Annotated in this window: 22 protein-coding genes and 2 pseudogenes; 9 read left to right on the top strand and 15 right to left on the bottom strand. The window is 61.0% G+C overall.

The genetic code is table 11. The features are described from left to right. The 4 genes and pseudogenes from ACT6VE_RS25230 to ACT6VE_RS25215 all read right to left on the bottom strand — a co-directional run. Positions 1-220, bottom strand: a pseudogene (locus ACT6VE_RS25230) (IS3 family transposase); the annotation flags it as partial. A gap of 289 nt (positions 221-509) precedes the next feature. Continuing rightward, positions 510-1163, bottom strand: a complete 654-nt coding sequence (locus ACT6VE_RS25225) for an HAD family hydrolase (protein ID WP_444801090.1) — start codon at positions 1161-1163, stop codon at positions 510-512. Further along, complete coding sequence (locus ACT6VE_RS25220) at positions 1163-2644, bottom strand: FGGY-family carbohydrate kinase (protein WP_444801089.1); 1482 nt, start codon at positions 2642-2644, stop codon at positions 1163-1165. The genes ACT6VE_RS25225 and ACT6VE_RS25220 overlap by 1 nt, the downstream gene beginning before the upstream one ends. A 29-nt stretch (positions 2645-2673) precedes the next feature. After that, positions 2674-3525, bottom strand: a complete 852-nt coding sequence (locus ACT6VE_RS25215; RefSeq protein ID WP_444801088.1) for a DeoR/GlpR family DNA-binding transcription regulator — start codon at positions 3523-3525, stop codon at positions 2674-2676. A 231-nt stretch (positions 3526-3756) separates the two neighbouring features. On the opposite strand from ACT6VE_RS25215, the gene ACT6VE_RS25210 reads away from it, so the two are divergent. The 6 genes from ACT6VE_RS25210 (at position 3757) to ACT6VE_RS25185 (ending at position 9756) form a co-directional block, all read left to right on the top strand. Further along, positions 3757-4557 carry an SDR family NAD(P)-dependent oxidoreductase gene (locus ACT6VE_RS25210; protein ID WP_444801093.1) on the top strand — a complete coding sequence of 267 codons (801 nt, stop codon included), beginning with the start codon at positions 3757-3759 and terminating at the stop codon, positions 4555-4557. Between the two features lie 69 nt (positions 4558-4626). After that, the gene (locus tag ACT6VE_RS25205) at positions 4627-5727 is read left to right on the top strand and encodes an ABC transporter ATP-binding protein (RefSeq protein ID WP_444801087.1); all 1101 of its coding nucleotides are present in this window, start codon (positions 4627-4629) and stop codon (positions 5725-5727) included. 3 nt (positions 5728-5730) lie between these two features. Beyond that, complete coding sequence (locus tag ACT6VE_RS25200) at positions 5731-6531, top strand: carbohydrate ABC transporter permease (protein ID WP_444801086.1); 801 nt, start codon at positions 5731-5733, stop codon at positions 6529-6531. A gap of 39 nt (positions 6532-6570) precedes the next feature. Beyond that, positions 6571-7854, top strand: coding sequence for an extracellular solute-binding protein (locus ACT6VE_RS25195; RefSeq protein WP_444801085.1), 1284 nt, complete (start codon positions 6571-6573; stop codon positions 7852-7854). A gap of 151 nt (positions 7855-8005) precedes the next feature. Further along, complete coding sequence (locus ACT6VE_RS25190; RefSeq protein WP_444801084.1) at positions 8006-8881, top strand: carbohydrate ABC transporter permease; 876 nt, start codon at positions 8006-8008, stop codon at positions 8879-8881. 68 nt (positions 8882-8949) lie between these two features. After that, a complete protein-coding gene (locus ACT6VE_RS25185; RefSeq protein WP_444801083.1) occupies positions 8950-9756 on the top strand; it encodes a BtpA/SgcQ family protein in 807 nt (268 codons plus the stop codon). Between the two features lie 46 nt (positions 9757-9802). On the opposite strand, the gene ACT6VE_RS25180 is transcribed toward ACT6VE_RS25185, so the two are convergent. The 11 genes and pseudogenes from ACT6VE_RS25180 to ACT6VE_RS25130 all read right to left on the bottom strand — a co-directional run. Then, entirely contained in the window at positions 9803-10495 is a 693-nt protein-coding gene (locus ACT6VE_RS25180; protein ID WP_444801082.1) for a GntR family transcriptional regulator, read from the bottom strand. Positions 10496-10598: 103 nt separating this feature from the next. Beyond that, positions 10599-11927: an aspartate aminotransferase family protein gene (locus ACT6VE_RS25175; protein WP_444801081.1), complete on the bottom strand. Its 1329-nt coding sequence runs from the start codon at positions 11925-11927 to the stop codon at positions 10599-10601. Continuing rightward, positions 11924-13096, bottom strand: a complete 1173-nt coding sequence (locus ACT6VE_RS25170) for a phosphotransferase (protein ID WP_444801080.1) — start codon at positions 13094-13096, stop codon at positions 11924-11926. The genes ACT6VE_RS25175 and ACT6VE_RS25170 overlap by 4 nt, the downstream gene beginning before the upstream one ends. 48 nt (positions 13097-13144) lie before the next feature. Next, positions 13145-13936, bottom strand: coding sequence for an SDR family NAD(P)-dependent oxidoreductase (locus ACT6VE_RS25165; RefSeq protein WP_444801079.1), 792 nt, complete (start codon positions 13934-13936; stop codon positions 13145-13147). A 9-nt stretch (positions 13937-13945) separates the two neighbouring features. Next, a complete protein-coding gene (locus tag ACT6VE_RS25160) occupies positions 13946-15028 on the bottom strand; it encodes an ABC transporter ATP-binding protein (RefSeq protein ID WP_444801078.1) in 1083 nt (360 codons plus the stop codon). 13 nt (positions 15029-15041) lie between these two features. Then, positions 15042-15470 carry a diol dehydratase small subunit gene (locus ACT6VE_RS25155; protein ID WP_444801077.1) on the bottom strand — a complete coding sequence of 143 codons (429 nt, stop codon included), beginning with the start codon at positions 15468-15470 and terminating at the stop codon, positions 15042-15044. After that, entirely contained in the window at positions 15467-17746 is a 2280-nt protein-coding gene (locus ACT6VE_RS25150) for a propanediol/glycerol family dehydratase large subunit (RefSeq protein ID WP_444801076.1), read from the bottom strand. The genes ACT6VE_RS25155 and ACT6VE_RS25150 overlap by 4 nt, the downstream gene beginning before the upstream one ends. A 1-nt stretch (position 17747) precedes the next feature. After that, on the bottom strand, positions 17748-18665 hold the full coding sequence (locus ACT6VE_RS25145; RefSeq protein WP_444801075.1) for a carbohydrate ABC transporter permease: 918 nt from the start codon (positions 18663-18665) through the stop codon (positions 17748-17750). 85 nt (positions 18666-18750) lie between these two features. Next, positions 18751-20052 carry an extracellular solute-binding protein gene (locus ACT6VE_RS25140; protein ID WP_444801074.1) on the bottom strand — a complete coding sequence of 434 codons (1302 nt, stop codon included), beginning with the start codon at positions 20050-20052 and terminating at the stop codon, positions 18751-18753. 62 nt (positions 20053-20114) lie between these two features. Continuing rightward, positions 20115-20936, bottom strand: a complete 822-nt coding sequence (locus tag ACT6VE_RS25135; protein WP_444801073.1) for a carbohydrate ABC transporter permease — start codon at positions 20934-20936, stop codon at positions 20115-20117. Between the two features lie 181 nt (positions 20937-21117). After that, positions 21118-21708 (bottom strand): annotated as a pseudogene (locus ACT6VE_RS25130) (IS6 family transposase); the annotation flags it as partial. A gap of 422 nt (positions 21709-22130) precedes the next feature. Here ACT6VE_RS25130 and ACT6VE_RS25125 point away from each other — a divergent pair. From ACT6VE_RS25125 to purU, 3 genes are all read left to right on the top strand, one after another. Beyond that, complete coding sequence (locus tag ACT6VE_RS25125) at positions 22131-23390, top strand: aminomethyltransferase family protein (protein ID WP_444801072.1); 1260 nt, start codon at positions 22131-22133, stop codon at positions 23388-23390. Positions 23391-23513: 123 nt separating this feature from the next. Continuing rightward, positions 23514-24407: a methylenetetrahydrofolate reductase gene (locus ACT6VE_RS25120; RefSeq protein WP_444801071.1), complete on the top strand. Its 894-nt coding sequence runs from the start codon at positions 23514-23516 to the stop codon at positions 24405-24407. Continuing rightward, positions 24404-25270 (top strand): formyltetrahydrofolate deformylase, encoded by an 867-nt coding sequence (gene purU / locus ACT6VE_RS25115; RefSeq protein ID WP_444801070.1) that lies wholly within the window; start codon positions 24404-24406, stop codon positions 25268-25270. Before ACT6VE_RS25120 ends, purU begins: the two co-directional genes overlap by 4 nt. Positions 25271-25476: the final 206 nt, after the last annotated feature.

The raw sequence follows: 25476 nt of genomic DNA, 5'->3' as shown, positions 1-25476 counted from the left end.
TCTTCTCCGCGAGGTCACTCGGCAAACCCGCCCGTTTGCCGCTGTCCACCTCGGCCTTCTTCACCCACTCATTGAGCTTATGTGCCGAGCCGCCGATCTTGGCGGTTATTGAGAAAACGGCAGCCCACCGCGACGGATGTTCAGCCTCATGCTCCGTCACCATTCGAACGGCGCGAGCGCGGACTTCAGGGGAGAATTTGTTCGTCGTCTTGCTCGTCATAGACCCTACTTCTCACAGGTTCGGGTCTCCGGAAAATCCGGGGCGGTTCAGCACAAACCAGAATCCAATCGGGAACATTGTTCTATTTTGCAGCAGCCTGCTAGACCAAACAGGGGCGAGAACTCAATGCTTAGTCTTATGCCAAATTCACTTATGCTGCGTTTATGTGACAACACCTAGGGCATTTATTGACAGCACCTGCCGGATGGAAATTCCAAAAATCCAGCTAAGACGAATCAAGCGAATGACAGAGGCACTGTCATTCGCCGCATAATGTACAAAGTCGAGTTTAGCGACTGAGTTGTAAGATTTCATGCAATAGCGCGATCCTAAAATCTGGCTCGACGTCGCTTCCGGTTTGCGCATTCGTCGAGCCATTGCTAAGCAGGGCCACTTGCATTCCGGCGGCGCGTGCGGCGCGGACACCCGTAAAGCTGTCCTCTACCACGAGAATTTCAGCGGGATCGATTTGGACAAGCTGGGCTGCCCGCAAATATGATTCCGGCGAAGGTTTGCCCTCGTTCACATCGTCGAGCGATACCGACGCTTGCATCAGTGCTGTCACGCCGATGGCCGCGAGATTTGCGTCTACGACCTCACGTGCGGAGTTCGAGGCGCAGACTTGCACCACCCCCATTGAATTAAGCGATCTCATCGTCTCGATCGCGCCAGGGATAGCACTGAGTTTTCGAACACCTGCCGCGTAATGTTGATTGATCCGCCGATGAAACTCCGCCTCCGCCAGCGTGTTCGGAAGATGCTGCCGGAGCTGCAGCCAGACGTCTCGCAAATGCACGCCGATAAACATTGTTTCGGGGAGGGCGCGTAGATCCAGCCCTTGTTCGTCGCACGTCGCGATCAGCGCCTCATGATGTAACGGCTCGCTGTCCACCAGCGTGCCATCGATATCCCAAGCGACTGCTTTCCAGGGGAATATCCTCATCAATGCATGCCCTGAACGCGGCGATAGAGATCTCGAAACGTGGCATAGCCGCGGCTGTAGGTTTCACGGTTGTCGGGATTAGGGGTGAACAATGTGTCGCGGGTGGTGAAAGCGATGATGCCGTCCCATTCCGCGGCGCCCAGGCCGACAGCGGCAGTCCAGGCAGCGCCCAGGCATGATCCGGGATGACCGGCAAGACGTTGAAGCGGCTGGCCGAGGACGTCGGCGACAATGCCCATCCAGACTGAGGATTTCGCTCCGCCATCCGACACAAGAAAGCGCGTCGTCTGATGGCCCGCCTCGTTGAGGATTTCGATGTGGTGACGGATTGCATAGGCGTAGGATTCGAGCACCGCGCGCCAGATGTGGCCGAGATCGTGAGAGAGTGTAAGCCCGTTCAAGACGCCTCGCGCGGACGGGTCGTGCAGGGGTGTTTTCTCTCCCAGCAGATAGGGCAAAAAAGTCAGGTCCATTGCGCCCGCCGGTCTCTCGGCGGCCATGGCGTCCAGCGCCGCATGCACCGAGCCGTTCAAGGGTTCGACCCCGCCTGCGAAGGTTTCGATAAACCAGTTCAATACCGAGCCGCCGGTCGACATGCAGCCGTTCGGCAACCAAAGGCCGGGGACGAGGTGATAATCCAGGAAGAGCCGCGGATCGGGTTTAAGCACTGCGGTTGCGGTCAGGATATCGACCGCGCCACCGAACTTCAGCAACACATCGCCACTGCGCACCACTCCCGCTCCCAGGCAGGAGGCGATCATGTCTGCCGCGCCGCCGACGACCGGCGTACCTGCGGCCAACCCCGTTTCGCGAGCGCAATCGGCAGTGACATGGCCCAGGACAGCCGATGAGCCGATCAGAGGGGGCAGGAGATGCGGCGGAATACCGGTCCGTTCCGCCTGCGCGAGATCAATTCGACCGCTGGCGATATTCACGATGCCGGCCTCCAGAGCCCAATTTTGCTCAACCGCGGCTTTGCCGGTCAATCGATAATTGATGTAATCATAAGACCCGAACAAGGTCCTTGCCTTCACCAGCACCTCGGGCTCATGCCTTGCGAGCCAGCGGATTTTTGCGCCGACAAGCTGCTGGTTCACTCCGCAGCCCGCCGCATCCAGAAACGCGGTTTCATCGACTTCGCGTCGGATTTCCTCCACCTCAGCACCGGCGCGACCGTCGCTTTGCTGAATCGAGCGGCGCAGCGGAAGCCCTGCATCATCGAGAAGCACCGTGGCGGGGAGCATTCCGGCAACGCCTATTCCCGAGATGCGGGCCGCTTCGATGCCGGACTGCGCCAGGAGATCAGGAATGATGGCGCAGCAGTTTTGCCACCACTCCGCCGGGTCTTCCTCGGCCCATCCGGGCTTTTCCGAATATAGCGTCACCGGCCGTGAGGCGAGGGCCAGAACGTTGCCCGAGGTATCGACAAGAATGCCGATGGTGGAGGTGGTGCCGATGTCGAGGCCAAGAAAGACGTTCATTCTGCGGTGGGTCCCGAAAAACTAGAGGGTTACAAAGGATCGGCGACGATGACCCGTACGCCGGCCGCGTCCAGCACGGCAGCAAGATCCGGCGGCGGCGGCGCATCCGTGATCAACGTCGAAATTTCAGAAAGGGTGGCAATCAGAACCGTTGAAATCCGGCGGAACTTGGTGCTGTCCATCAGGAGAACACGCTCGGCGGAACGTTGCAGAAAGACCGTTTTCACGGCGACCTCCTCGGGCGAATAATCGAAGACGCCTTCGGTCGTCATGCCCGATGCGCTGAGGAGCGCCACATCGAAGTAGTAGCGGGAGAAGCCGTCCACGGCCTCTTTCCCGGTTAGCGACATTTCCTCGGCGCGGATCAGCCCGCCGCTCATGTAAATGGAGATGCCGGCGCGAGCGAGCACCATCCCCACGCGCAAACTGTTCGAGAAGGCGCGCAGCTGGGGGTCCGGTCCGGCCTGGACGATGGCATGCGCCGCGGCAAGGACCGTGGTGCCCAGATCGAATGCAATGACCTTGCGCCCGGAAACGTAGCGGGCTGCGGCCTGCGCGATGCGGGCCTTGCGCTCGGCGTTCTGGCGCGCCCTCGCTTCGAAGATCGGCTCGACATCGTCGATCACTGTCAAAGGTCCGCGCTTCAGGCCGACCGCGCCGCCGTGGACACGCTCCAGCAACCCGTCGCGTTCCAGTTCGGCGAGATCGCGGCGCACCGTCATGTCCGAAATGCCAAATTCCTGTGCGATGTCGGTCACTGAGATCGAACCGCCTTCCTCCAGCCGCTCCAGAATGCGGACCATGCGGGCCCGCGCAGGCGCCCGGCCGCGTTCTCGCGTGGGTGAGGGGGGGGTGGCGGTCGTCTTTTCCAGCTGTGTCACGTCTATGGCCCGTCCCAAGTTCGACTGAATGCGAAGTCCCGAGCTGGTAGCACAGACCAGAGCGATTTTCCCGGCGTTTCCAATTGGCAGCTCACATGCTTTCAGGGTGAAAAGCGGACACGGTTTCGATCACATAACAACATATAATGGAAAAATATCGAACACAAGCGAACATTTTTGTTGCAATTGACGACGAAAGTTGTTTGATTTCGTGCAATTGGAGGAATGGGTATGCAGCCAAATCAACTTGCCGACCAAAAACACCCGGGGCTGGCGCGCAAGCGGGCCATCGTGACCGGCGCTGCGACCGGCATCGGCTTTGCCATTGCCAAAGCGCTTGCCGCGCAGGACGTTTCGGTGGTCATTGCCGACCTCAACCTCGAGGCTGCGCAGGCCGCCGCTGCCTCGCTTGGCGTGGGGCACCGTGCCGTCAAGATCGACGTGCGCGAGCGCGCCTCGGTGCAGGCGGCATTTGACGAAGCGCTGTCATCTGCTGGCGGGCTCGATATCTGCATTGCCAATGCTGGTGTATCGACCATGCGTCGAGCGGTCGATCTGACCGATGACGACTGGGACTTCAATATGAACGTCAATGCACGCGGCGTGTTCTTGACAAACCAAATTGCGACGCGGCATTTTGTTAAAGAAAACAAGGGAATTATCGTCAACACGGCGTCACTTGCCGCCAAGATCGGCGCGCCTCTTCTCGCCCACTATTCGGCTTCGAAGTTCGCAGTGGTGGGGTGGACCCAAGCTCTTGCACGCGAACTTGCGCCGCAGGGTATCCGTGTCAACGCCGTTTGCCCCGGCTTCGTCCGCACATCGATGCAGGAACGCGAGATTCTTTGGGAAGCCGAGTTGCGCGGCATGACGCCTGCTGAAGTGGAAGAGGATTACATTCGCCAAACGCCGTTGGGTCGTATCGAGACCCCTGAAGACGTCGCGGGTGTCGTCGTCTTTCTCTGCTCCGATGCGGCGCGCTTCATGACGGGCCAGGCATTGAACGTCACCGGCGGCGTTTACACCACCTGATCCCCTGATTTGTTCGATTTTGTTCGATTTCAAGCCGCATCCCAACTCCAGTCTGTTCATGAGGCTACATTGACCGCGATCACACTCGACACCATCAGCCGTGAATACGGCAGCGGAGTATTCGGGGTTAAGGATGTTTCCCTCACCATCGAAGAGGGTGAGTTCATGGTGCTGCTAGGCCCATCGGGTTGCGGAAAATCCACGACGCTCAGGATGATCGCCGGCCTGGAAGAGATTACGGCTGGAAGAATAAAGATCGGAAAACGCGACGTCACCGACCTGCCGCCCCGCGCTAGAAACGTCGCTGTCGTGTTCCAAAGCTACGCTCTGTATCCGCATATGTCGGTGCGCGAGAACATGCGTTTCGGGATGAAGATGCGCGGCACTCCGCTCGCCGAGCAGGACGTAAGGATCAAGGACGCTTCCGAGATCCTGGGGCTCGTCCCCTATCTCGATCGCAGGCCGGGTGCGCTTTCGGGCGGGCAGCGTCAGCGCGTGGCGCTTGGCCGGGCGATGGTGCGCGAGCCGGATGTCTTCCTGATGGACGAGCCGCTTTCGAATCTCGACGCCAAGCTGCGCGGCGAGATGCGGCAAGAACTGGTTAAGCTGCACCGCCGCCTGGGCAAGACCATGGTCTTCGTCACGCATGATCATATCGAAGCGATGACGATGGGTGACCGGATTTGCATCATGCGGGACGGCCACATCGAGCAGGTTGGTGCTCCGCTCGACGTTTACGCCAACCCGGCCAATACGTTCGTGGCGCAATTCCTTGCTTCTCCGACCATGAACCTCATTGCGGCGCGGCTCTCTGTTGCAGCGGGCGTACTATCGATCGATGCGGGGCCGATCTCGGGTGTTCTGCCTCCGGCCCAGTCGGTGCTCTACAGCCATGCCGCGTCGGAACCAGCCATTCTCGGCCTGCGTGCGGAAGACGTGCTGGCGGAAGCTACCTCCGCAACCTTGCCCTTCACCGGCAAGGTGGTGATGCGCGAAGCCCTTGGTGCGGAGAACCTGATCGGGGTCGAGGCCGGGGGCGCCACCCTGTCGGCTCGTACCGGGCGGCATTTCCTGCCCAATTTCGGCGATCAGGTCACGCTTCATGCCGACATGTCGCAGATGCATCTGTTCAACGCCGCCTCGGGGGCGGCCTATCGGCGAAAGGCGTAAGCGATGACGCGCCGCATCCTTTCCCACGTCGGGCTGACAATTGCCTGCCTGATCGTGCTTCTGCCGATCCTTTGGGTGTTGCGCACCTCTCTGGTGCCGGAGCGGGCGTCCTATTCGATGGCGATTTTCCCGGAGTTCACGCTCGATAACTATCGAGCGTTGTTCATCGAGAAAAATTTCGGCACGAACTATCTCAATTCACTGATCGTCGCGGTCATGTCCGTGGTGCTTGCCATGCCGCTTGCCGCCATGAGCGGTTATGCATTCGCCCGTTTTCAAACCGGGGGGAAGTTTGCGCGGTTTGCGACGCTTGCCAGCCAGATGCTGCCTCCGGTCGCGCTCGCGCTGCCGGTGTTCATGCTCTATCGCATCACGGGGCTGACCAATTCGCTGACGGGTCTGACGCTGGCCTATGCGGCCATCAATCTTCCCTTCCTGACATGGATCCTGATGGGATTCTTCGAATCCATTCCGGAGGAGCTGGAAGGGGCGGCCATGACCGATGGCGCCACGCGCTGGGGCGCTTTCTGGCGCATCGTGCTGCCGGTGGCAGCGCCGGGCATCATGGCCGCTGCGGTCTTGGGGTTCATCCTGTCGTGGAATGAGTTCCTCTTCGCGCTGATCCTTGGTGGCTCGAAGACGGCCACCGTGCCAGTGGCCCTTGCCGCGCTGCAGACCTCCAACGGCGTTCAGATCGCACAGGTTTCCGCGGGTGTCTCGCTCGCGATCCTGCCCCTGCTGATCGCAGTGCGCTTTATCCAGAAGTATCTCGTACAGGGCCTGTCCTTCGGCTCGGTCAGATAAGTGCATTCAAGACTACATAACGAAAACAGAGAGGAACTCATGAAAACGCGACTGAAAATAAATGCCTTCCTTGTTGCAGGCAGCCTTGCTGCCACACTATGGGCCGGGACGGCACTCGCTGCCGACGTCGTTCTGCGTGCACTGATGGAGGATGTCCCCGAAACGAAGATCATCGAGGGACTGCTTCCAGAGTTCGAGGCTGAAACCGGCATCAAAGTCGAATTCGAGAAAGTCGGCTATGGCGACATGCACGACAAGTTGGTCACCCAACTCGTCAGCGGCGAGAGCCAGTACAATCTCCTTTCGGTAGACTTCCTATGGGCGGGCGAGTTTCCGGCCGGCGGCTGGCTCGAAGACCTGAAGCCCTATGCGGAGAAGTCGGGCTTCGACACGTCACCGATCATCCCGTCGATGCTGGACCTTTTGGGTCGCACTGACGAAGCAATGCCGATCATGCCGATGTACAACTATTCGATGGGCCTGATCTATCGCACCGACCTGCTGGAAAATCCCGACCTCGCCGCAAAGTTCGAAGCGGCGGCCGGGAAGAAGCTCGAAGCCCCCGCGACATTGGACGATTACGTTGCCGTCGCCAAGTTCATGAAGGCGCAAGCGGGTATCAACGGTGCTGCCATGCAGGGCCAGCGCGGTGATCCCAATTCCATGGAGTTCTCCAACTACCTCTTTGCGGCAGGTGGCGACTATTTCGGCAAAGACGGTGCCATCGTGCTCAATTCCGACGAGGGGAAAAAAGCACTGACGCTGTATGCGGATATGATTAGTAATGCGGCCCAGACAGGCGCTCTTTCGGCGACGCTCGATGACACGATGCGGCTGATGTGCGCCGGCGAATCCTTCTCGATGGTCACCTATTGGTGGATGCTGCCGCAGATCGATAACGCCGAAGCCTGCCCGAAAGTGGCCGGCAAGGTGTCGATCTCGGTGATGCCAGGCGGCCACGGCGAAAGCGGCGGCTGGGGCTGGGGCATTCCGAAGAACATTCCGGACGACCAAAAGGAAGCGGCTTGGACGTTCATCTCCTGGGTTCAGTCCAAGGATGTCTCGGTGAAGCGTGCTCTTCAGGGCCATGCGCCCGTGCGTTCGGATGTGTTCAGCGATTCAGCCGTGCTGGCCAAGTATCCCTTCTATGCCAAGGCAGGCGACATCGTGGCTGCCGGCAAGAGCTTCCCGATCTTCACCTATAGCCCGCAATATGAAGATCTGCTCGGTACCCAGATCTCGCTTGCCGCCAGTGGCGACGCGACAGTCGAAGCTGCGCTGGAAGCGTCTGCGAAGGGCCTCAAGGACCTTATGGCCAAGTAGGCCACGTGCTTGCGGGCTGCATCGGCAGCCCGCAAGCAACCAGGAGAATTCGCCCCTTACGGGACATCACACCAAGCACGCCGCTCGCCTGCCGAGGCCGAGCCGGATAGCGGGCCAGTAGCGCGCGCGTCCGTACAAAAGGGATCGTGGCATGAATGCGATTGCAAGAAACAGGGTTCGTGCCGGATGGAGCTTTGCGGCTCCTGGCCTTGCCATGCTGGTCGTGGTCATGGGGTTCCCGTTGCTTTACGCACTGGCGATCTCGCTGTCCTCAATGACGATGATACACCCGGCGCTGAACTTTGCCGGCCTGACAAATTTCCTCAATGTCATGAGCGAACCGCTGTTCTGGCATTCGCTCTGGCTGACGCTGCGCTATTCGGCAGCTGCCGTGATCGGCGAATTCGTCATCGGACTGGCCATCGCCCTGATGCTGCGTCAGATTTTCACGGCGCGCGGGATTTATTTCGCCATCCTGACGCTGCCAATGGCCATGTCGCCGGTTGCTGTCGCGCTGATCTGGCGCATGCTGTTGCAGCCTAATCTGGGGATCGTGAACCAGACGCTTGCCGCCATGGGCCTGCCAATGATCGACTGGCTGGGCAACAGTTCCATTGCGCTCTCGACACTCATCTCGATCGACATCTGGCAGCAGACATCCTTTGTCGTGCTTCTGCTCTCGGCTGGGCTGGCGTCCTTGCCGAAGGAGCCGTACGAGGCCGCCGAGGTCGATGGCGCCGGCCCGCTCCAGCAGTTCTGGTACATCACTCTGCCGCTCCTGCGCCCGGTTTCGATCATTGCCATCGTCATTCAGCTGATCAATGAATTTCGCACCTATGACCTGATCTATGTGCTCACCAAGGGTGGTCCTGGCGTTTCCACGGAGCTTCTGTCGTTTTTTGCGTATAAGCGCGCTTTTCAGGGCCTTCAGGTGAACGAGGGGTCGTCCGCCGCCTTCATCCTGCTTCTGATCATCCTGATGATCACAGTCGTTTTCTTCTGGCTGATCGAGCGCCGAAAAAACTGATCGCCATCCCTTACCCCTGTAACCCAAGACCGCTTATGCCTTTCTGCACGCGGCTAACGGAGAATGAAATGACGAAATTTGCCGATCTCTTTCCTGGAATTAAACCGGTCATCGCGATGGTTCACCTGAACCCCATGCCCGGCACCCCCCTCTATGATGCAGATGCCGGCGTCGAGGGTATCTATCAGGGTGCCTTGAAGGATCTCGACGCCCTGCAGGCAGCAGGGGTGGATGCCGTGATGTTCGGCAACGAAAACGATCGCCCCTATGAGCTGAAGGTCGATATCGCCACCACCACGGCCATGGCTTTCGTGATCGGCCGTCTGGTCGAGCGGATCGAAAAGCCCTTTGGCGTCAATGTGCTTTGGGATCCCGACAGCACCGTCGCACTGGCCGCCGCCACTGGCGCGGCTTTCGTGCGCGAGATTTTCACCGGTACCTACGCCTCGGACATGGGGCCCTGGACGCCGAACGCGGGGCGCGCCATGCGTCGCGCGCGGCAACTCGACCGCAAGGACCTGGTGATCCTGAACAATGTTTCGGCAGAATTCGCCGCCTCCCTCGACAGTCGTCCGCTGGCGGACAGGGCGCGCTCTGCGGTCTTCTCCTCGATCCCGGATGCCGTTCTGGTATCGGGCGCGATTACCGGTGAATCGGCAAAAATGATCGATCTTGAATCGGTGAAGAAAGCGCTGCCCGATACGCCGGTGCTCGCCAATACCGGGGTCAAGCACACCACCGTGGTCGATGTGCTGAAAGTCGCGGATGGTTGCGTCGTGGGGTCTTCGCTCAAGATCGATGGGCATACATGGAATGCCGTCGATCCGCAGCGGGCCAAGGAGTTCATGGCCATTGTGCGCAAGGCGCGTGGCTAAGACGAAAAGGCCGGGACGCCAATCGCGTCCCGGTCGTCTGCGACTATCAACGAAGCGATCCGAGGGCCGTGCGATCATCCTTCGACGCTAGCTCTTGAATACGCGGTTCGAGCACTTCGGCCGCGCTGGCGATATCGGCAACAATATGCTTGCGAACGCCCGCCGCATCCCTTGCCTTGAGACTTTCGAGAATGAGGACGTGTTCGGTGTTCGCGACGGACTCGTAGACGGGATCGCTGAACAGTTCCAGGAAGTAGGGCCCAACCTGGCCCCAGACGTCCTGGATCATCTGCAGCAAGCGGGGAGAATTCGCACTCTCGTAGATCGCGAAATGAAACTGCTGGTTCAGGTTGACATAGACCGAGATGTCTTTGGACGTAATCGATTTTTCTATGTCGAGGACGACCTTCTCGAGAACCCGGATCTTCTTGTCGGTGATGTTCTGCGCGGCCAGTTCGGCAGCCAGGCCCTCCAGTTCACGGCGGATGCGGGCTAGCTCGAGGTATTTTTCGACATCCCAGGCCGGAACGGCAACCGAACGGTTTGGCAGAAGGACGAGCTGACGCTCGCCGACCAGCCGCTGGAGTGCTTCGCGCACTGGCGTGGTTGAAATTCCATAATTCTCGGCAAGGGTGCGGGTCACGAGGACGTCGCTCGGACGAAAATGTCCGGCGATGAGCGAGCGCTTGATTTCATCGTAAGCGCGCTCGTTCAAAGTCCTGTTTTCGATCTTTCCCATCCAACCCTCCGACATTGGGTGGCCAATATCAAAAAAAACAACTTACAGCTACCTCTGCTCACCATTCGGTTGAAGATGAAGGCAAGGCGACGGCGGCTGAATACTAGCGGCCGTCGCTCGATGCCTTCAACGCAGCCTCGACAGCGTTGAGGAAAAACTCGGCGTCCTCCTGCTTCATCACGAGCGGCGGGCGGATCTTTAGGATGTTTGCACCCGGACCCGTGGCGCTGATCAGAACGCCGTTTCGGCGAAGGTGATTGACAAGCGAGGCCGCAAGGCGGGCGTTCGGCGCGCGGTCTTCTGCGTTCAGAACGCACTCGACGGCGATGAAAAGGCCAGCGCCGCGGACATCGGCAATGTCGTCTCGGCCGGCAACGAGCGCTGCCAGCCCATCCTTGAGATGGCGGCCGATATTGCGCGCATTGGCTTGCAGGGCCTCCTCCTCGATCACATCCAGCACGGCCATGCCCGCGGCGCACGCCACGGGATTTCCGCCGAAAGTATTGAAATAGCGGGCTTTTACGCCGAACTCCGCGACAAGATCCGGCTTCAGCGCTACGCCCGCGACGGGGAAGCCGTTGCCCATGGGCTTGCCCATCGTCACGAGATCCGGCACCACGCCGTGGCGCTCAAAGCCCCAGAACGTCTCGCCTGTCCGGCCGAAGCCCGGCTGTACCTCGTCGGCGATGAACAGGCCGCCCTCCTTGCGGATGAGATCGACGGCCGGTCTCAGAAATCCGGCGGGATCGGGATAGAGGCCATCGCTCGAAAAGATCGTGTCGACGATGAAGGCCGCAGGTTCGATCCCATCGTCGCGCATGGCGGCGATGGCGGCGGCGAGATCTGCCGCAAGCTTTGCGCCCTGTTCGGCGGGGGCAACGAAAAGCGCGTTCGGGGCTGGGATGAGCCGCACCCGTTCGCCGCGCTGCACATAGGTGCCAAGCGAGGGCGAAATCTCGGCAACGGCCTCCGTCAGGCCATGATAGGCGAGGCTCGTCACGATGACACCCTGCCGGCCGGTGAAGGCACGGGCTATTCTCAACGCCAGATCGTTGGCCTCGGAGCCTGTGCAGGTGAACATCATATGGCCGAGCGCGGATGGCATCGTCGCGAGTAGCCGTTCGGCATATTCAACGACGCCGTCGTGCAGGTAGCGCGTATGCGTGTTCAGCGTGCCGGCCTGGCGCAAGATCGCCTCGACGACCTTGGGATGGCAATGCCCGACCGATGCCACGTTGTTGTAGGCATCGAGATAGGCCCGGTCGTTCTGATCATAGAGCCACACGCCTTCGCCCCGCACCAGATGCAGCGGCTCCTCGTAGAACAACCGATAGGCCGGCCCGAGCGCCTTCTTGCGGCGTGTGATCAGGGCCAGTTCATCGGGGTCCAGGGCGCTGACGCGGGTCGGATCGAATGCGTTCACCATGCTCATGGTCTGTTGCTTCCTGCATTTGCCGTTGAACTGTCCCGCGCGGCGGCCCTCGTCAGGGCATCGTTCGTCTTGGAGGGATCGAGGGAATCGAGGATGTCTAGCCCGCGGCGCGATGCGGCGGCATTACGCAGGATATAGGCGGCGTTCTCCGGATATTTCCGCGCGCGCCACGACGTGATGGCGAGCGTCGTGGCATGGCGCAGACGGATCAGATCGGGAAGCAGGCTCAGTTCCTCGGCCTCCAGCGGAAGGACCGAGGCATAGCCCGCGACCAGATCTTCCACGGGCAGCAGCGGATCGTTTCCGCCGTTGAGATGGTAGGAGCAGGCAATAGCGAGATCACAGACATTCGGCGTCGTCACCATGTCGCCGAAGTCGATGACGCCGGTGACCCGTGCGGCACGCGGACCGTCGACGACGATGTTGTGCGGGTTGAAGTCGTTGTGCACCGTCTGCGCGCGCAGATGCGGCAGGCGCGGCCCGATCTCGGCGTCGAAACGCGCCAGCAGACGTGTGAGCCTCGATTTCAGGTCCGGCTCCTCGACGGTCTCGAGCATCGGACGCAGCCTGCGGGCATGCTTGATGTCCCATTGCAGGAAGCGGCCGCTGGAAGGGTGGAAGAACCCGCGCAAAGCCCGCGTGAGCCGTGCAAGCGTGCGGCCGATCTCGAAGTGCAAGCCCGGCAATGGCTCGGCAATGCTCAGCATCGTGCCTTCGATATAGGACATCAGGCGCACGATATGCCGATCGCCTGCTGGTCCGTCGATCAGAACCCAGGCGGCCCCGTCCGTCGTGGCATGGATGCGCTGCACGGGCAGGTCGGGGTCGACCGCGGCGAGATGCATCAGGGCGGCAGTCTGCATCCCCGTTTCGGCCCTGTCCTCCATCGAATTGCTGACCTTGAGCAGCGCCTGTGCACCGTCGGCAAGCTGGATGTGGAAGTTGGCATCCCGTTCCGAGGAGAGCGCTCGGACCTTGCCCTCGATGCCGTAGAATTGGCGGGCGAGATCGGCAGCATCGCCGGGGGTGATCCTGGGGCCGGAGCTTGTGAGCAGGGATTCGCCTTCCCCACCTGTCCTGTCCGGCGCGCGGGCCGGATCCGCGGTTGCCAGGATCGGAGGCAGTGCGCCGCTCTTACCGTCGGCGACCCGATTGATTTGACTTTGCAAGAACGATTTCCTTCATTTGGTGCCTCTCATGGAGCGGAACCGGGATATTCACACCGTCGAGTTGCTTCCACCGGCCAGGCACTCGCCACCGTCCACCACCAGCGCATGACCCGTGATGAAGGCCGAGCGATCTGAGCACAGGAAGAGAATGGCCTCGGCGACCTCTTCCGGACGGCCGAAGCGGCCCATGGGAACGAGGTTGCGCACCACCTTTTCGAGCGCTGCGCGGCCCCCGAGTTGGTTTTCGTAGGGTCCATTGAACGGCGTATCGACCCAGCCGGGGCAGATCGCATTGACGCGGATGCCGTCCTTTGCATAGTCGAGGGCGATCTGCTTGGTCATGGTGATGACGGCGGATTTCGTGGTGATGTAGGCGAGCATTCCCTTGTCGAGAAAGACGCCGGCATTGGACGCGGTGTTGAGGATCACGCCGCCACCCTGCTCCCGCATAAACGGCAGCGCGGCGCGGCAAGCCGAAAACGGCGCGACGACGTTCACCTCATAGGATTTGCGCATGTCGCTGCTGTCGATCTGTTCGAGCGCGCCTGCGACCTGTATGCCGGCATGGTTGTGCAGGATGTGCAGTCCGCCATGTGCCTTCACCACCCGCGCGAACAGTGACGCGATCGCCACGTCGTCCGTCACGTCGAGCGCATGCGCTTCTGCCAGCCCGCCATCGGCAACGATGCTCGACGCTGCCTCGTTGGCTGCTTGCTCATCGCGATCCGTCACAACGACGCGAGCGCCGTGCTCGGCCAGGATTCGCGCAGAGGATCGTCCGATGCCGGACCCCGCCGCTGTCACCAGGGCGACCTTGCCATCGAGAAGGGATTTGGCCATCGGTCTCTCCTATGTCCGCAGCGTCAGTTCGGTGTTCTTGTCGAAGACGTGCAATGCGGCAGGGTCCGCGTAGATCCGCCGGGTCTCGCCGCGGGCAGGTTGCGTTCCGGGGCTCAGCCTTATCGTGATGTCTCGCCCGGCCACCTCGCCGATGACATAGACTTCGGCTCCACAGGGCTCGATGAGCGATACGGTCATCTCGAAGCCTGGTGCATTTTGCGACGGCGGATTGAGGTGGAACGCTTCTGGCCGGATACCGACGAGGATCGTGCGCCCCTCGCTGGATCCCAGATCTGCGAAGGCCGGTGGCAGGTCGAAGGTCGGCCCGTCTTCGACTGCTATTCTACCGTCACGGATGCTGGCCGGCAGCAGGTTCATGGCAGGCGAGCCGATGAAGCGGGCGACGAAGGTCGATGCAGGACGATTGTAAAGGTCGTCCGGGCTTCCGATCTGCTCAATCTTGCCGTCGCGCATGGCGACGATCCGGTCGGCGAGCGTCATCGCTTCGATCTGGTCATGGGTGACGTAGATCACCGTCTGCTTCTCTTCGAGATGCATCCGCTTGATCTCTGCGCGCATCGTCGTGCGCAGCTGTGCGTCGAGGTTGGAAAGCGGCTCGTCGAACAGATAGACCGCAGGTTCGCGCACCATGGCGCGGCCCATCGCCACGCGCTGGCGTTGGCCGCCCGAGAGGTCCTTGGGCTTTCTGGCCAGGAGATGCTCGATATGCAGGAGCTTTGCCGCGCGTTGTACCTGCTCGGAAATCTGGACCGCAGGGACACCGGCGAGCTTGAGGCTGAAGCCCATATTCTCGGCCGCCGTCATGTGCGGATAAAGTGCGTAGGACTGGAATACCATCGCGATGTCGCGGTTTTTCGGCGATAGCCGGGTGACATCCCTGTCACCGATCCTGATTTCGCCCGCGCTCGAGGTTTCCAGGCCCGCAATCATGCGCAGCAGGGTCGTCTTGCCGCATCCCGACGGTCCTACAAGGACGACGAATTCGCCATCGGCGATCTTGAGGTTCAGGTCATTGATGATGTTGACTGTGGCAAAGCTCTTCGACAGTCCGACGACTTCCACTTGGGCCAAGGTCGTTCCTTTCCTAAAATCTCTTCGAGAACAGGCCGCGCCTGTCATAGACGTCAGCGGCTTCCTCGATCAGCGTGGCGATGTGTTCGGCACCGAATTCTTTCCGCAGTGCCTCAGCCCGCTCGCGAAGCACCGCTGCGGAGCCGGCGCGGCCTGGCCGCAGAAGCTCATACGTGCTGAGCAACAGGTCCTGCGGCACGGCCACGAGTTCGGCGGCGCGCTCGAAATTGTCTGCCAGCTTGTCTCGACCCGCCCCCCTAGCGATCCCGGCTTGCAGCCGGAGAACCTCGGGGGTGATTGCCAGATCGGAGACGCCGACCCGGCCGTCCAGAACCGCCTCTAGCGTGAATTCGTCGAGTCCCAGCCCGGTTGTGGTGCGCACGAGTTCCGGGGCTTTTTCGGAGAGCGGGTAAATATCGCTATAATTTTTCGACTGGCTCATGCGTTGCGCTCCGGCGTGGCGAAGTACTGATCGAGCGGGTCGGCACCTGGCGCAGTCATTTCGGTCTCGATGGCATAGAGAAGCGCTACCTTGGTATGGAACCGGGCGCTGAGCGCCTGCCCGTCATTGGTGACGATGACGGGTTCGGGAACCTCTCCCCATGTCATGCGAGCAGCGTTGTGGCCCATCCGGCGATAGTGCTCGATCGTCACGAGAGGCGCATTGGAAAAGAGCTCCAGATTCATGTGCGGCAGCCGGTCACGCTGATGAATGATCGCGGTGCCCTTGGCCTGGATACCGATGCCGTAACCGGAGCCTGAAAGGCGCGCAGCCGTGAGCCCAAGGAACGAGGTGTCGGCCGTATGCATGATGCGAACCACCCGCGGCAGCCCGCCGCCGGAAAGAATACCGGAATACAGCGCATTCAGCACATCCGTGACCGCATGGCCTGCCGTCGTCTGGTGCAGCCGCTCGCCGAAGGCGGGACTGATGCCGATGACGACCTCGTATGGGTCGCGGCCCTTTTCCGCCCGGCCGATGCTATAGAGCGTCGGCGTACCGCTGGGAGCCTCATGCCGGCCTTCCGCCTTCAGCACATGATCGCGGTTGATCGTGCCGCGGATCGACTTCACCCGCTCCCACTTCTCGGGGCTCATACGGTAGCCCGTGCCTGGTCCGCTATAGTCGTTTGGTTCGTTTACGGCGCTGACGACCTTGCCCTCGCGGATCACCGCGGACGTCTGCAAATAGTCGCCGCTGACGCGCTGGCGCAGCATCACGAGCACGTTCTCCGCCAGCCGGGCGTGGCCGCGACAAGCCAGTGCGCGGATGACATCGAGTGCGGTCAGCCCGCGAGCGGCAATACTGTTGCTGATAGCAAGCGTCGTTGCGGGCGAAAACGTCTCGGTCTCGTTCGATCCGGAGGCATAAAGGACGCTTTCCTTCATCGCCTCATCGGCCTGCGCGAGCCCGAGCTCCTCCAGCACGTCGCCCAAGGCATCCAGCGCCTGGCGACGGAGCTTGAGCGCGTCATCCTCCATGATGGGGACGAGCCCGCCATCAACTTGGAAATCACGCTGGAGGACGAGATAGTCCTCGAGTTCCTCGCTGTTGAACAGCGAGGGATTGAACGAATTGTCGTAGGCCTTTATCGACCCGAAACCCGACGTGATGAGGTCGGAGCCAGCAAGCAGATAGGGCGTGATCTTTGCTCCGACCCGGATTTCCGATTCCGAGATCCGTGTATCGTTGCCAGACGCGCATTCCAGGCCGAGCCAGACGGCAAGCAGATTTTCGGCCAGGAGTTCGTGCACGCCTGCCGGCATGGAGGCGGTGAGGGGCGCGCCGTCTATGCCTCCGTTCTGCGTGCCCTGCACGCCCATCGCCCGCTGAAGGCAAAGGCAGCGCGCTTCAAGGTAAAGCACCGATCGCTTTTCGTGGAACCCCATGAGAAGCTCGGACGATGCGCCCGACGTGCAACGTGCCTTGATGCCGCGCGACGCATAGGCGGCTGTCAGGAACGCCTTCGACCAAGGCGTATCGTCGCCATCGACGAAGGACCGCTCTGTGCCATAGACCGAGACCGTTTCCGCATAGGTCGCAAGACCCGCGAGACCGATCTTTAGCTCTTCCGCCTCTTCGATGGAGCATTGGAAAAGCGTGCTGCCGCGACCGGCGGCCGCGCCGACGGTGCAGGCGAGCGCGTTGGCCCAGGCATTGCCCGCCACGCGCATCGTCGTTTCGATCTCATCGAAGCCGAGCGCAACCGCGATCGCCGCATCCGCCGCGAGTTGCAGCGGGTCATCCTTCGCATTGGTGACATGCGCCTGATTGCCCGGGCTGTGCCGCTGGCGCATCTTCGAATAGGCGAACGTGGTTTCCAGCGCATTCAGATGACCGAGCACGTCGGTGAATTTCGCCGGCGTCATGCCCCTTGCCAGGTGCTCAAGGCGCGCGCGTGGAACGTTGATGTCCACCAGCATGCGCGCCACTTGGGCGCTGTCCATCGCCATGGCTTCGGCGGCCACGGTCGGGTCGATGTGGTGACGGGCGATGAAGGAATCGAGAATATCGAAATCCGCCGCAAGACGCCCATCCATTTCCAGCACCGTGCCATCCGGCGAAAGCCTGAGGCTCGGGCTCGGATCATAGGGGCTGTTGAAGACGGCGAAGCCATCCTCCGGATTTTCCTCGGCGAAGCTGTCCAGCCTGAGCGGACGTGCGTCCCATTCTTCGAACCGGTGCCAGCGGCGCTTGTCTGGAGAATTTCCCTCCATCTCACCTCTCCCTCAGGATGCGCAGAAGTATAAGTGTGAGCCCGACGACGGCCACGAGCAGGATGAACGAGACGGCCGCGGCCTGTCCGATATCGAGGAACCGGAAGCCCAGGCGATATGCGTAGAAACTGATCGTTTCAGTGGTCTTGCCGGGTCCGCCCTGGGTCAGGATGTAGATGAGATCGTAGCTTTTCAGCGCTGTGATCATGCGGATCAGCAAGGTGACCAGAATGACCGGCCTAAGGGTCGGCAAGGTTACGTGCCTGAGGATCTGCCAGGCATTCGCACCGTCGATCCGCGCGGCTTCGACGGGATCCAGCGGCAGCGACCGCAAGCCGGCATAGAGCATGATCAGCATCAGCGACGTCTCGGTCCAGGCGTCGACGAAGATGATGGTTGCAAGCGCCAGGTTCGGATCGCCGAACCAGCCCTGCGCGGGGATGCCGACCAGGCTCAAGAGCCAATTGACGATCCCGAGATTGGGATTGAACATCAGCCGGAACATCAGGGCGACGGCGACTGGCGTCATCAGCATGGGAAGCATCAGGATGACGAGGTAGAACTCGCGGTAGCGCAGCCAGGACTGGTTGAGCAGGAGCGCGAGCGCAAAGGCGACGAGGAACTCGATCACCACCACGCTGACCGTGAGCTTCATCGTGACCCACGAGACCCCGGCGAATTCCCGTCCCATCAGGAGGGCGTAGTTGCCGAGACCGATAAACGGCCCCTGGCCATAGGTCATGATATATTCGTGCAGGCTGAGGTAGAGCGAATAGAGCAACGGCGCCGCGACGACCAACATCATGACGAGAATGGTGGGTGTCATGAAAACGAACTTGTAGAAGCCGAGGGAAAGCCCGTCGCTTTTTTGAGCGGTGCCTGCCACCCGCATGTTCGTGGTATTGGTCGCAGATTTCATATCATCATGATCCAGCTATAATCAGACCGGCCCGCCGCCGCCAGTTTGTGGGCCGCGGCGGGCGTGAGCGAAGGCAGTGCCTCGCTTATTTCAGGAGCGGATCGCCGCGGGTGAGCGCAGCAAGCTTGTCTTCCGCATTGGTGATCGCCGTTGCGGGATCTGTACCGTTCGCCAGCACGTCGCCCATCACTTCCGCGAAGACTTCGACAAGCTGGGTCGCACGCGACATGACCGGAAGGCCCTTCGCATGGGCGAGCGCGTCACCGACTGCAGCCATGGCCGGCCACGCCTTGATGAAGTCCTCGTTGTCGTAAATCCAGGTCTGCGTCGGCTGGCCGCCTTCGATACCGCGCTTGAGCGCGATGTCCTTGGATTCGACCCACTTGATGAACTCCCACGAGCAATCCGGGTTCGACGCATTGCTCGGAACGGCCCATCCCCATGCGCCAAGCAGACTGTCTTCGCCAGGCATCCTAGCAAAGCCGATCTTGTCTACGACGAGCGATTCCTTCGGATCCTGGAGCGTCGGCATCAGGAAGAGATAGGTGATCGCGAAGACGGCCTTGTCCTGCTTGAGGGCATTGGCGACGTCGTCGAAATTCGCACCCAGGGCACCCGGCTGCGCAGCATTGTTGATCAGATCCGCATAGACGGTGATTGCCTTGATCCCTTCAGGGGAGTTCAAGGAGGGCACCCAGTCTTCGCGATTGTAGAAATCGGCGCCGAGCGAGAAGACGTAGTTGGTCGCTTCCATGACCACGGGGTCCGCGCGCTGGCCGGACATGGCAGCACCCGCCTTGCCGGTGAACTTGCCCGCCCATTTCGCAAGCTCGGCATATTCCTCTAGCGTATCCGGCAGACGCCAGTCGCGGCCGAATTCGGTCTTGTAGGCTGCCTGGAATTCCGGTGCCTCGACGATGTCCTTGCGGTAGAGCAGACCCATGGCGTACTGCCAGAATGGCAGCATGTATGTCGTGCCCTTGATCTTGCCGTTGATGTCCATCAGCGCCGGGAAGTAGACGGATGTATCGACGCCATCCTTGGCAATGCGCTCGTCGAGCGGCTGGATCCATTTCGCGGTGACGAATTCGCCGACCCAGTAGCTGTCGACGACGAGCACGTCGTAGGCGCCGGACGAAGCCGTGAGGCTCGGGACCAGCTTTTCATGCATCAGCGAATAGTTGACGGCCTCGATATTGATCTTGGCGCCCGAGAGCGCCTCGAATTCCGGGGCGACCTTCTGTAGCGCAGTGGTGTCCGGTACCGTTTCGAGCAGCATGTTCAAGGTCACGTCTTTGCACACCTCGGCCGGATTGGCGAAGGCAGACGTGGCACCGAGGACGCAGGCAACCGTGGCCAGCAGGCTGGTTTTATAAAATCGCGACATAGACGTTCTCCATCTGAAGGGGTTTTGCAGAGCTTTCTGCTCCGTTCTGTGTTGTTATTCGTTCAGCCTTTGACAGCACCCGCATTGAGCCCTGCCACCAGGAAACGGCGGACGGCGAAATAGAGAAGCGCCATGGGCAGCATTGCGAGGATCGTTGCGGCACTCACCGCGCCGATCGCCGTACCCTGCTGGGTTACCAGGCTTGAAACCGCAACCGGCAGGGTCTTCGTCTGCTGGCCGGTCAGCATCAGGGCGAAAAGGAATTCGTTCCAGCAGAGCACGAAGCTGAGAATCGTCGCGGCGCCAATACCCGGCAGCATGGCGGGCACAATGATCCGGATGAACGCCGTCAGCGGCGTGCAGCCGTCGATCAGAGCAGCCTCGTCAAGCTCGCGCGGCACGCGCTTCATGAAGCTCAGGAGCAGCCAGACAACGTAAGGCAAGTTGAACGCGAGATAGGCGAGCACCAGGCCGAGGCGCGAATCCGTTAGCCCGATATTCTTGAAGATCAGGAAGAACGGAATGACGAGCACGATCGGCGGCATCATCTGCGTTGCGAGGATGATCATCGGCATTGTCGGGCCGCCGGCCTTGTACCGGTCGATCGCATAGGCCGCCATCGCGCCGATGACGACCGCCAGCAGCGTCGACGTCGCCGCAACCACCATGCTGTTCAGGAAGAATTTCCCGAACTCCATCTCCGTCAGGATCGTCCTGTAATTGTCGAGTGTCGGCGTGAAGAACAGGTCCGGCGGCAGCTTGTAAGCAATGACGCGATCGACGAACGACGTTCTCAGCACCCAGAGAAGCGGCAGGAGTATGATGGCACTCGCAAGTCCCAGGAACAGGTGCGTCAGGATTTTCACGTACAGGGGTGGCTGCATGTAGATCGCTCTTTTGCGTTATAACATGCAACATGTAACGGGGGAATTTCGACTGTGTCAAGACCTGCCGGATGGAATGTTTGGAGTCACGGCTTTGGTGCATCGCTCCCGGCGTGAATGGATTTTGTTGGCGATGTCACGTTGTTTTATCAACGCCCGGGCAAGGCGTGTGTCTGTGAACTCAGGCGGTTGTGCCGGCCACGACTCTCCACTGCGCCATTGCGCGGATCCGATGAATGTGGGTGGTTAGGGCTGAGTGTTTCTGGTGCGATGCGACGAAAAGATTGCGGACTGCTGAGAAAACCGAGATGAACTGTTGCAAGCTTCCGACAGATCGAAATCCCCGCATCATCCGTTCTCGTTTTCGAAGTGGCGCGTGAGAATTCCCCGCACGATTGTTCAGGCCCTTATGCGATCGATGCTCGACAGCGGACATCACGTCTCGTCTTGCGGCTGCGTATGAACGAAGTTTGTCGGTGACAATGCGCCTCGGCGGCAGACCTTGCTTCTTCAGCAGTCTGACCAGCAATCGTTTGGCAGCTTTGGTATCGCGTCGGGCTTGCACGATCTCATCGAGAACCTAACCGTCCTGGTCAACGGCACGCCAAAGCCAATGTTTTTGGCCGCCGATGGAAATCACGACCTCGCCCAGGAGCCAGATATCCTTTCGCGACGGCTTCTTTCTGCGCAATCGCTTCGCGTAAGCCGACCCGCATTTGCTGTCTCATCGTCGTATTGTTTCGTAAGAAACGACAATGTCGCGCTCCAACAGCGGCGGGGTCATCTCAGCCGAATTATCCAACAACCGTTAAGCCCAGGACAACGCGACATCGCCCAATCACGCTCTCCCAGACTTCGCGTGCCCTCCACCTCCATCGTAGAAGTGCATTGGCACACTGGAAATCCGTCACCGATGTGGCTGCCTAAAGTCCGGAACCACCAAGCTTTGTCTTTACAGACTTAACCGGACATCATCGGAAATTGGGTTCAAGCCGCGCCATCGGCGCTCTCTCAGCAGAAGCGGATAGTCCCAATGCGTGTTTTCCACGCCGGCGTCGCTGAACTGCGGGTATGCGGTCGGCAATCGGAGGCATGTCCGATTGGGCTGCGATATGAAAAGTTTCTCCCCATAGCAGGGAAGCCGGCAGCTTCGGCTGAGGTGGCTGCCAGGATCGCGGTGGAGAGGATCATCACATGAACGACATGAAATTCACGACGGGACTGTCGGCAGTGGCGGGGGCGCGCGTCGCGTTTCGCGGAACGCCCTTCGTTGAGAGGACCGCACCCTTGAACCAGAATGCACTGTGGATGCGCTGGGACAGGAACATGGTCGTGGACGCCTATTCCGACATGGTCGAGGAACTGGCGGCGATCCGCAACCGGGTGGCCATGGGCGACATGTCGCCGTTGTCGAAATATGTCATTGCCGGCCCCGATGCCGAAAAGCTGATGGACAGGCTCATCCCGCGCGACATCACGAAGCTCAAGATCGGCCAGATCTATTATGCACCCTGGTGCAATGAAAACGGCCATGTCGTCGGTGACGGCCTTGTCTTCCGCATGGACGAGACCACGTTCCGGGTGTCCGCCGATCCGGGCTTTACCTGGTGGCGCCAGCATGCCGAAGGCCTCGATATCCAGGTCACCGATATTACGGAAGCCTACGGCATCCTGACCTTGCAGGGCCCGCGGTCGCGCGAAGTCCTCCAGGCGGTGGTGCAGTCGGCGTTCGAGGAATTGCCGTTCTCCAGCCTAGCCATGGTCACCATTGCCGGCAGGCAGGTGGAGATCCTGCGCCAGGGCTTTACCGGCGAACACGGCTACGAACTGTGGGTCAAGGCGGAGGACGGCGTTGCCGTCTGGGATGCGGTGCAGGAGGCGGGAAAACCCTACGGTATCCTTCCCGCAGGCGCCTGGGCGCTGGACATTGCAAGGCTGGAGGCCGGTCTGCTGATCGTCGGTTACGACTACACCAGCGCCGGACCGGACGATGGCGGTGCAGGCATCCAGGCCGCGGGAAAATACCGCGCCTCTCCCTTCGACCTTGGCCTTGGCCGGTTGATCGACTTCCGCAAGACGGATTTCCTCGGCAAGGCTGCACTTGAGCGCATGTCGACGACCGGGGACCACCGCCAGCTTGTTGGGCTCGACATCGACTGGTCGCAGGCCGCCGGCGGCGCCGGTCTCGAGGGGAGTTCGCCGGGCAATCTGCGCCGTGTTCGCTGGTATCCGGTACCGGCGTTCCACGGCGCGGCTGAGGTCGGCCATGCCAGCAGCGTCGCCTGGGCGCCATCGATCGGAAAGATGATCGGTTTCGGCCACCTGCGCCGCGATGTCGCCGAAGTCAGGACCGAGCTCACCCTGCGCTGGACCAGCGACGGCAAGACGATCGACGTCGCGGCACGGGTCGTCGATCTGCCTTTCCTGTCGCTGCGGCGCGCCGCGAACGGCTGACGTCGCATTTCCCTGAAGAGGCCGGCGGGCGGACAGTTCGCCCGGCCAGCGGGATTGTCTGGCTGCCGCCCGTCGAGGCGGCGAGCGGCACAGGCTTGTCTATTGAACCCCCGGGAGGGGACCATGACGAAAACCAGCGAAACTCTTGCCGAAACGCCGGCTCCTGCAACCTGGGCCGCCAGCACCGGCCTATCGATCGAACTTGCGCCCGAACAGGTGCGCAATTTTGCGCCGCAGGTCGAGCATTTCCCGCACGGTTCGCGGGTCTTCCTCACCCACCTGACCGGCAAGCCGGAGGCCATGCAGGTCGAGGCCGCGCTGCGGATCCAGGAGATGGGGTACACCGCCGTTCCCCATTTCGGGGCGCGCAATTTCAAGAGCGAGAAGGACTTTGTCGACCTCGTGGTTGCCCATAGCCGCAACGGCGTCACCGAGGCCCTGTTCCTTGGTGGCAACCCGCCGCTGTTTGCCGGGCCGTTGGGCCAGTCATCGCAACTGCTGTCGCATCCGGTCCTGAAGGATAGCTCGATTGGAACCGCATTTGTCGCCGGTTATCCGGAAGGGCACCCCGCCATCAGCGAGGCGGACCTTTCGGATGCCCTGCGGCGCAAGGTCGAGATCTGCGAGGAGCGGTCTCTCGAGGTGCGGGTCGCCACGCAGTTCGCCTTCGATGGCGACATGATCGCGGCGTGGGCGAAAACGCTGCATGCTGCGCATCCGGGCCTGCCGATCCATGTCGGGCTTGCCGGCGTGACCAGCCTCACGAAGCTCATCCGGTTTTCCATGATGTGCGGGGTCGGGCCGTCGATTGCCGCGCTTCGACGCTCCGCAAGCGGCCTCTTCAACATCATCGCCGACCGCAACCCCGCCGACGTGGTCGATGCGATGGTGGCGGCCTATCCCGATCCGGCGGCGCAGATGCAGCTGCATTTCTTTCCGTTCGGTGGCTGGGAGAAGACGCTGTCCTGGTTCGATGACTATCGGGAGGTCCGCGGATTGCGGGCGGGCCGGGCATGACCTGCGCGGCACGCATGCAATCCTTCGTCCTGTCGATGTCCTGCGAAGACCGCGCCGGCATCGTGGCGGCGGTCACGGCGCAGCTCGCCGGCATGGGCACCAACATCACCGAGAGCAGCCAGCATTGGGACCGTGCGTCCAACCGCTTCTTCATGCGCATCGCCTTTTCGGTGCCTGCCTGGGCGCCGAAGGGCAGCATCGAAGACGGCTTGCGTCCGGTGATGGAGCGATTTGGCATAGAGAGCGCGCTGTCCGATCGTGGCAGCAAGCCGAAGCTGGTGATCATGGTCTCGAAGTTCGACCACGCCCTGCTGCACCTTCTCTACCAGATCCGCGTCGGATGGCTGGATGTCGAGGTGGCCGCGATCATTTCCAATCATGAGGACAGCCGGGAAACGGCGGCATGGGCTGGCATTCCCTATCGCCTCCTGCCGGTGACGAAAGACAACAAGCAGGAGCAGGAGGAGAGGATCCTCGCCATCGTCGAGGAGAGCGGCGCCGATTTGGTGGTGCTTGCGCGCTACATGCAGGTCTTCTCGGACACGCTCGCCCGCCGGTTGTTCGGCAGGGTCATCAACATCCACCATTCGTTCCTGCCGAGCTTCAAGGGCGCGCGGCCCTATCACCAGGCCCACGAACACGGCGTCAAGCTCATCGGCGCCACCGCGCATTACGTCACCGCCGACCTCGATGAAGGGCCGATCATCGAGCAGGAAGCCGAACGGGTGACGCATGCCATGAGCGTCGAGGATTTCGTCGCGGCGGGCCGCGATATCGAAAGCCGCGTGCTGGCCCGCGCCGTCAAGCGGCATGTCGAGGGCCGCGTGATGCTCAACGGACGAAAGACGGTCGTGTTCGCCTAGAGTTTGTCAGGGAGAAGTGGGAACCAGTTTTCCAGAAAAGACAAACGAAGACAAAGAACTCTAGAGTCTGTCGGGTTCAGAATGAACCAGCGGACTCTAGAGGAGGGCGGCATCGACCGAAGACTGTGCAGCCAAGCTTGCCGGCAAAGGGGCATCGATGACGGACGACCACCGGTCGTCGCGCATCGTCATATCACCTGGGAGGA

Origin of the sequence: Shinella sp., assembly GCF_052438155.1 — a bacterium.
Lineage (GTDB): Bacteria > Pseudomonadota > Alphaproteobacteria > Rhizobiales > Rhizobiaceae > Shinella.
The sequence above is the reverse complement of the archived record's forward strand: the minus strand, read 5'-3'. Positions and strand labels throughout refer to the sequence as shown.

Bases quoted from the DNA above. Each gene is read 5' to 3' on its own strand.
- ACT6VE_RS25225 (WP_444801090.1), bottom strand. From the start codon at position 1,163: ATGAGGATATTCCCCTGGAAAGCAGTCGCTTGGGATATCGATGGCACG.
- ACT6VE_RS25220 (WP_444801089.1), bottom strand. From the start codon at position 2,644: ATGAACGTCTTTCTTGGCCTCGACATCGGCACCACCTCCACCATCGGC.
- ACT6VE_RS25210 (WP_444801093.1), top strand. From the start codon at position 3,757: ATGCAGCCAAATCAACTTGCCGACCAAAAACACCCGGGGCTGGCGCGC.
- ACT6VE_RS25200 (WP_444801086.1), top strand. From the start codon at position 5,731: ATGACGCGCCGCATCCTTTCCCACGTCGGGCTGACAATTGCCTGCCTG.
- ACT6VE_RS25195 (WP_444801085.1), top strand. From the start codon at position 6,571: ATGAAAACGCGACTGAAAATAAATGCCTTCCTTGTTGCAGGCAGCCTT.
- ACT6VE_RS25190 (WP_444801084.1), top strand. From the start codon at position 8,006: ATGAATGCGATTGCAAGAAACAGGGTTCGTGCCGGATGGAGCTTTGCG.
- ACT6VE_RS25185 (WP_444801083.1), top strand. From the start codon at position 8,950: ATGACGAAATTTGCCGATCTCTTTCCTGGAATTAAACCGGTCATCGCG.
- ACT6VE_RS25180 (WP_444801082.1), bottom strand. From the start codon at position 10,495: ATGGGAAAGATCGAAAACAGGACTTTGAACGAGCGCGCTTACGATGAA.
- ACT6VE_RS25175 (WP_444801081.1), bottom strand. From the start codon at position 11,927: ATGAGCATGGTGAACGCATTCGATCCGACCCGCGTCAGCGCCCTGGAC.
- ACT6VE_RS25165 (WP_444801079.1), bottom strand. From the start codon at position 13,936: ATGGCCAAATCCCTTCTCGATGGCAAGGTCGCCCTGGTGACAGCGGCG.
- ACT6VE_RS25155 (WP_444801077.1), bottom strand. From the start codon at position 15,470: ATGAGCCAGTCGAAAAATTATAGCGATATTTACCCGCTCTCCGAAAAA.
- ACT6VE_RS25150 (WP_444801076.1), bottom strand. From the start codon at position 17,746: ATGGAGGGAAATTCTCCAGACAAGCGCCGCTGGCACCGGTTCGAAGAA.
- ACT6VE_RS25145 (WP_444801075.1), bottom strand. From the start codon at position 18,665: ATGAAATCTGCGACCAATACCACGAACATGCGGGTGGCAGGCACCGCT.
- ACT6VE_RS25140 (WP_444801074.1), bottom strand. From the start codon at position 20,052: ATGTCGCGATTTTATAAAACCAGCCTGCTGGCCACGGTTGCCTGCGTC.
- ACT6VE_RS25135 (WP_444801073.1), bottom strand. From the start codon at position 20,936: ATGCAGCCACCCCTGTACGTGAAAATCCTGACGCACCTGTTCCTGGGA.
- ACT6VE_RS25125 (WP_444801072.1), top strand. From the start codon at position 22,131: ATGAACGACATGAAATTCACGACGGGACTGTCGGCAGTGGCGGGGGCG.
- ACT6VE_RS25120 (WP_444801071.1), top strand. From the start codon at position 23,514: ATGACGAAAACCAGCGAAACTCTTGCCGAAACGCCGGCTCCTGCAACC.
- purU (WP_444801070.1), top strand. From the start codon at position 24,404: ATGACCTGCGCGGCACGCATGCAATCCTTCGTCCTGTCGATGTCCTGC.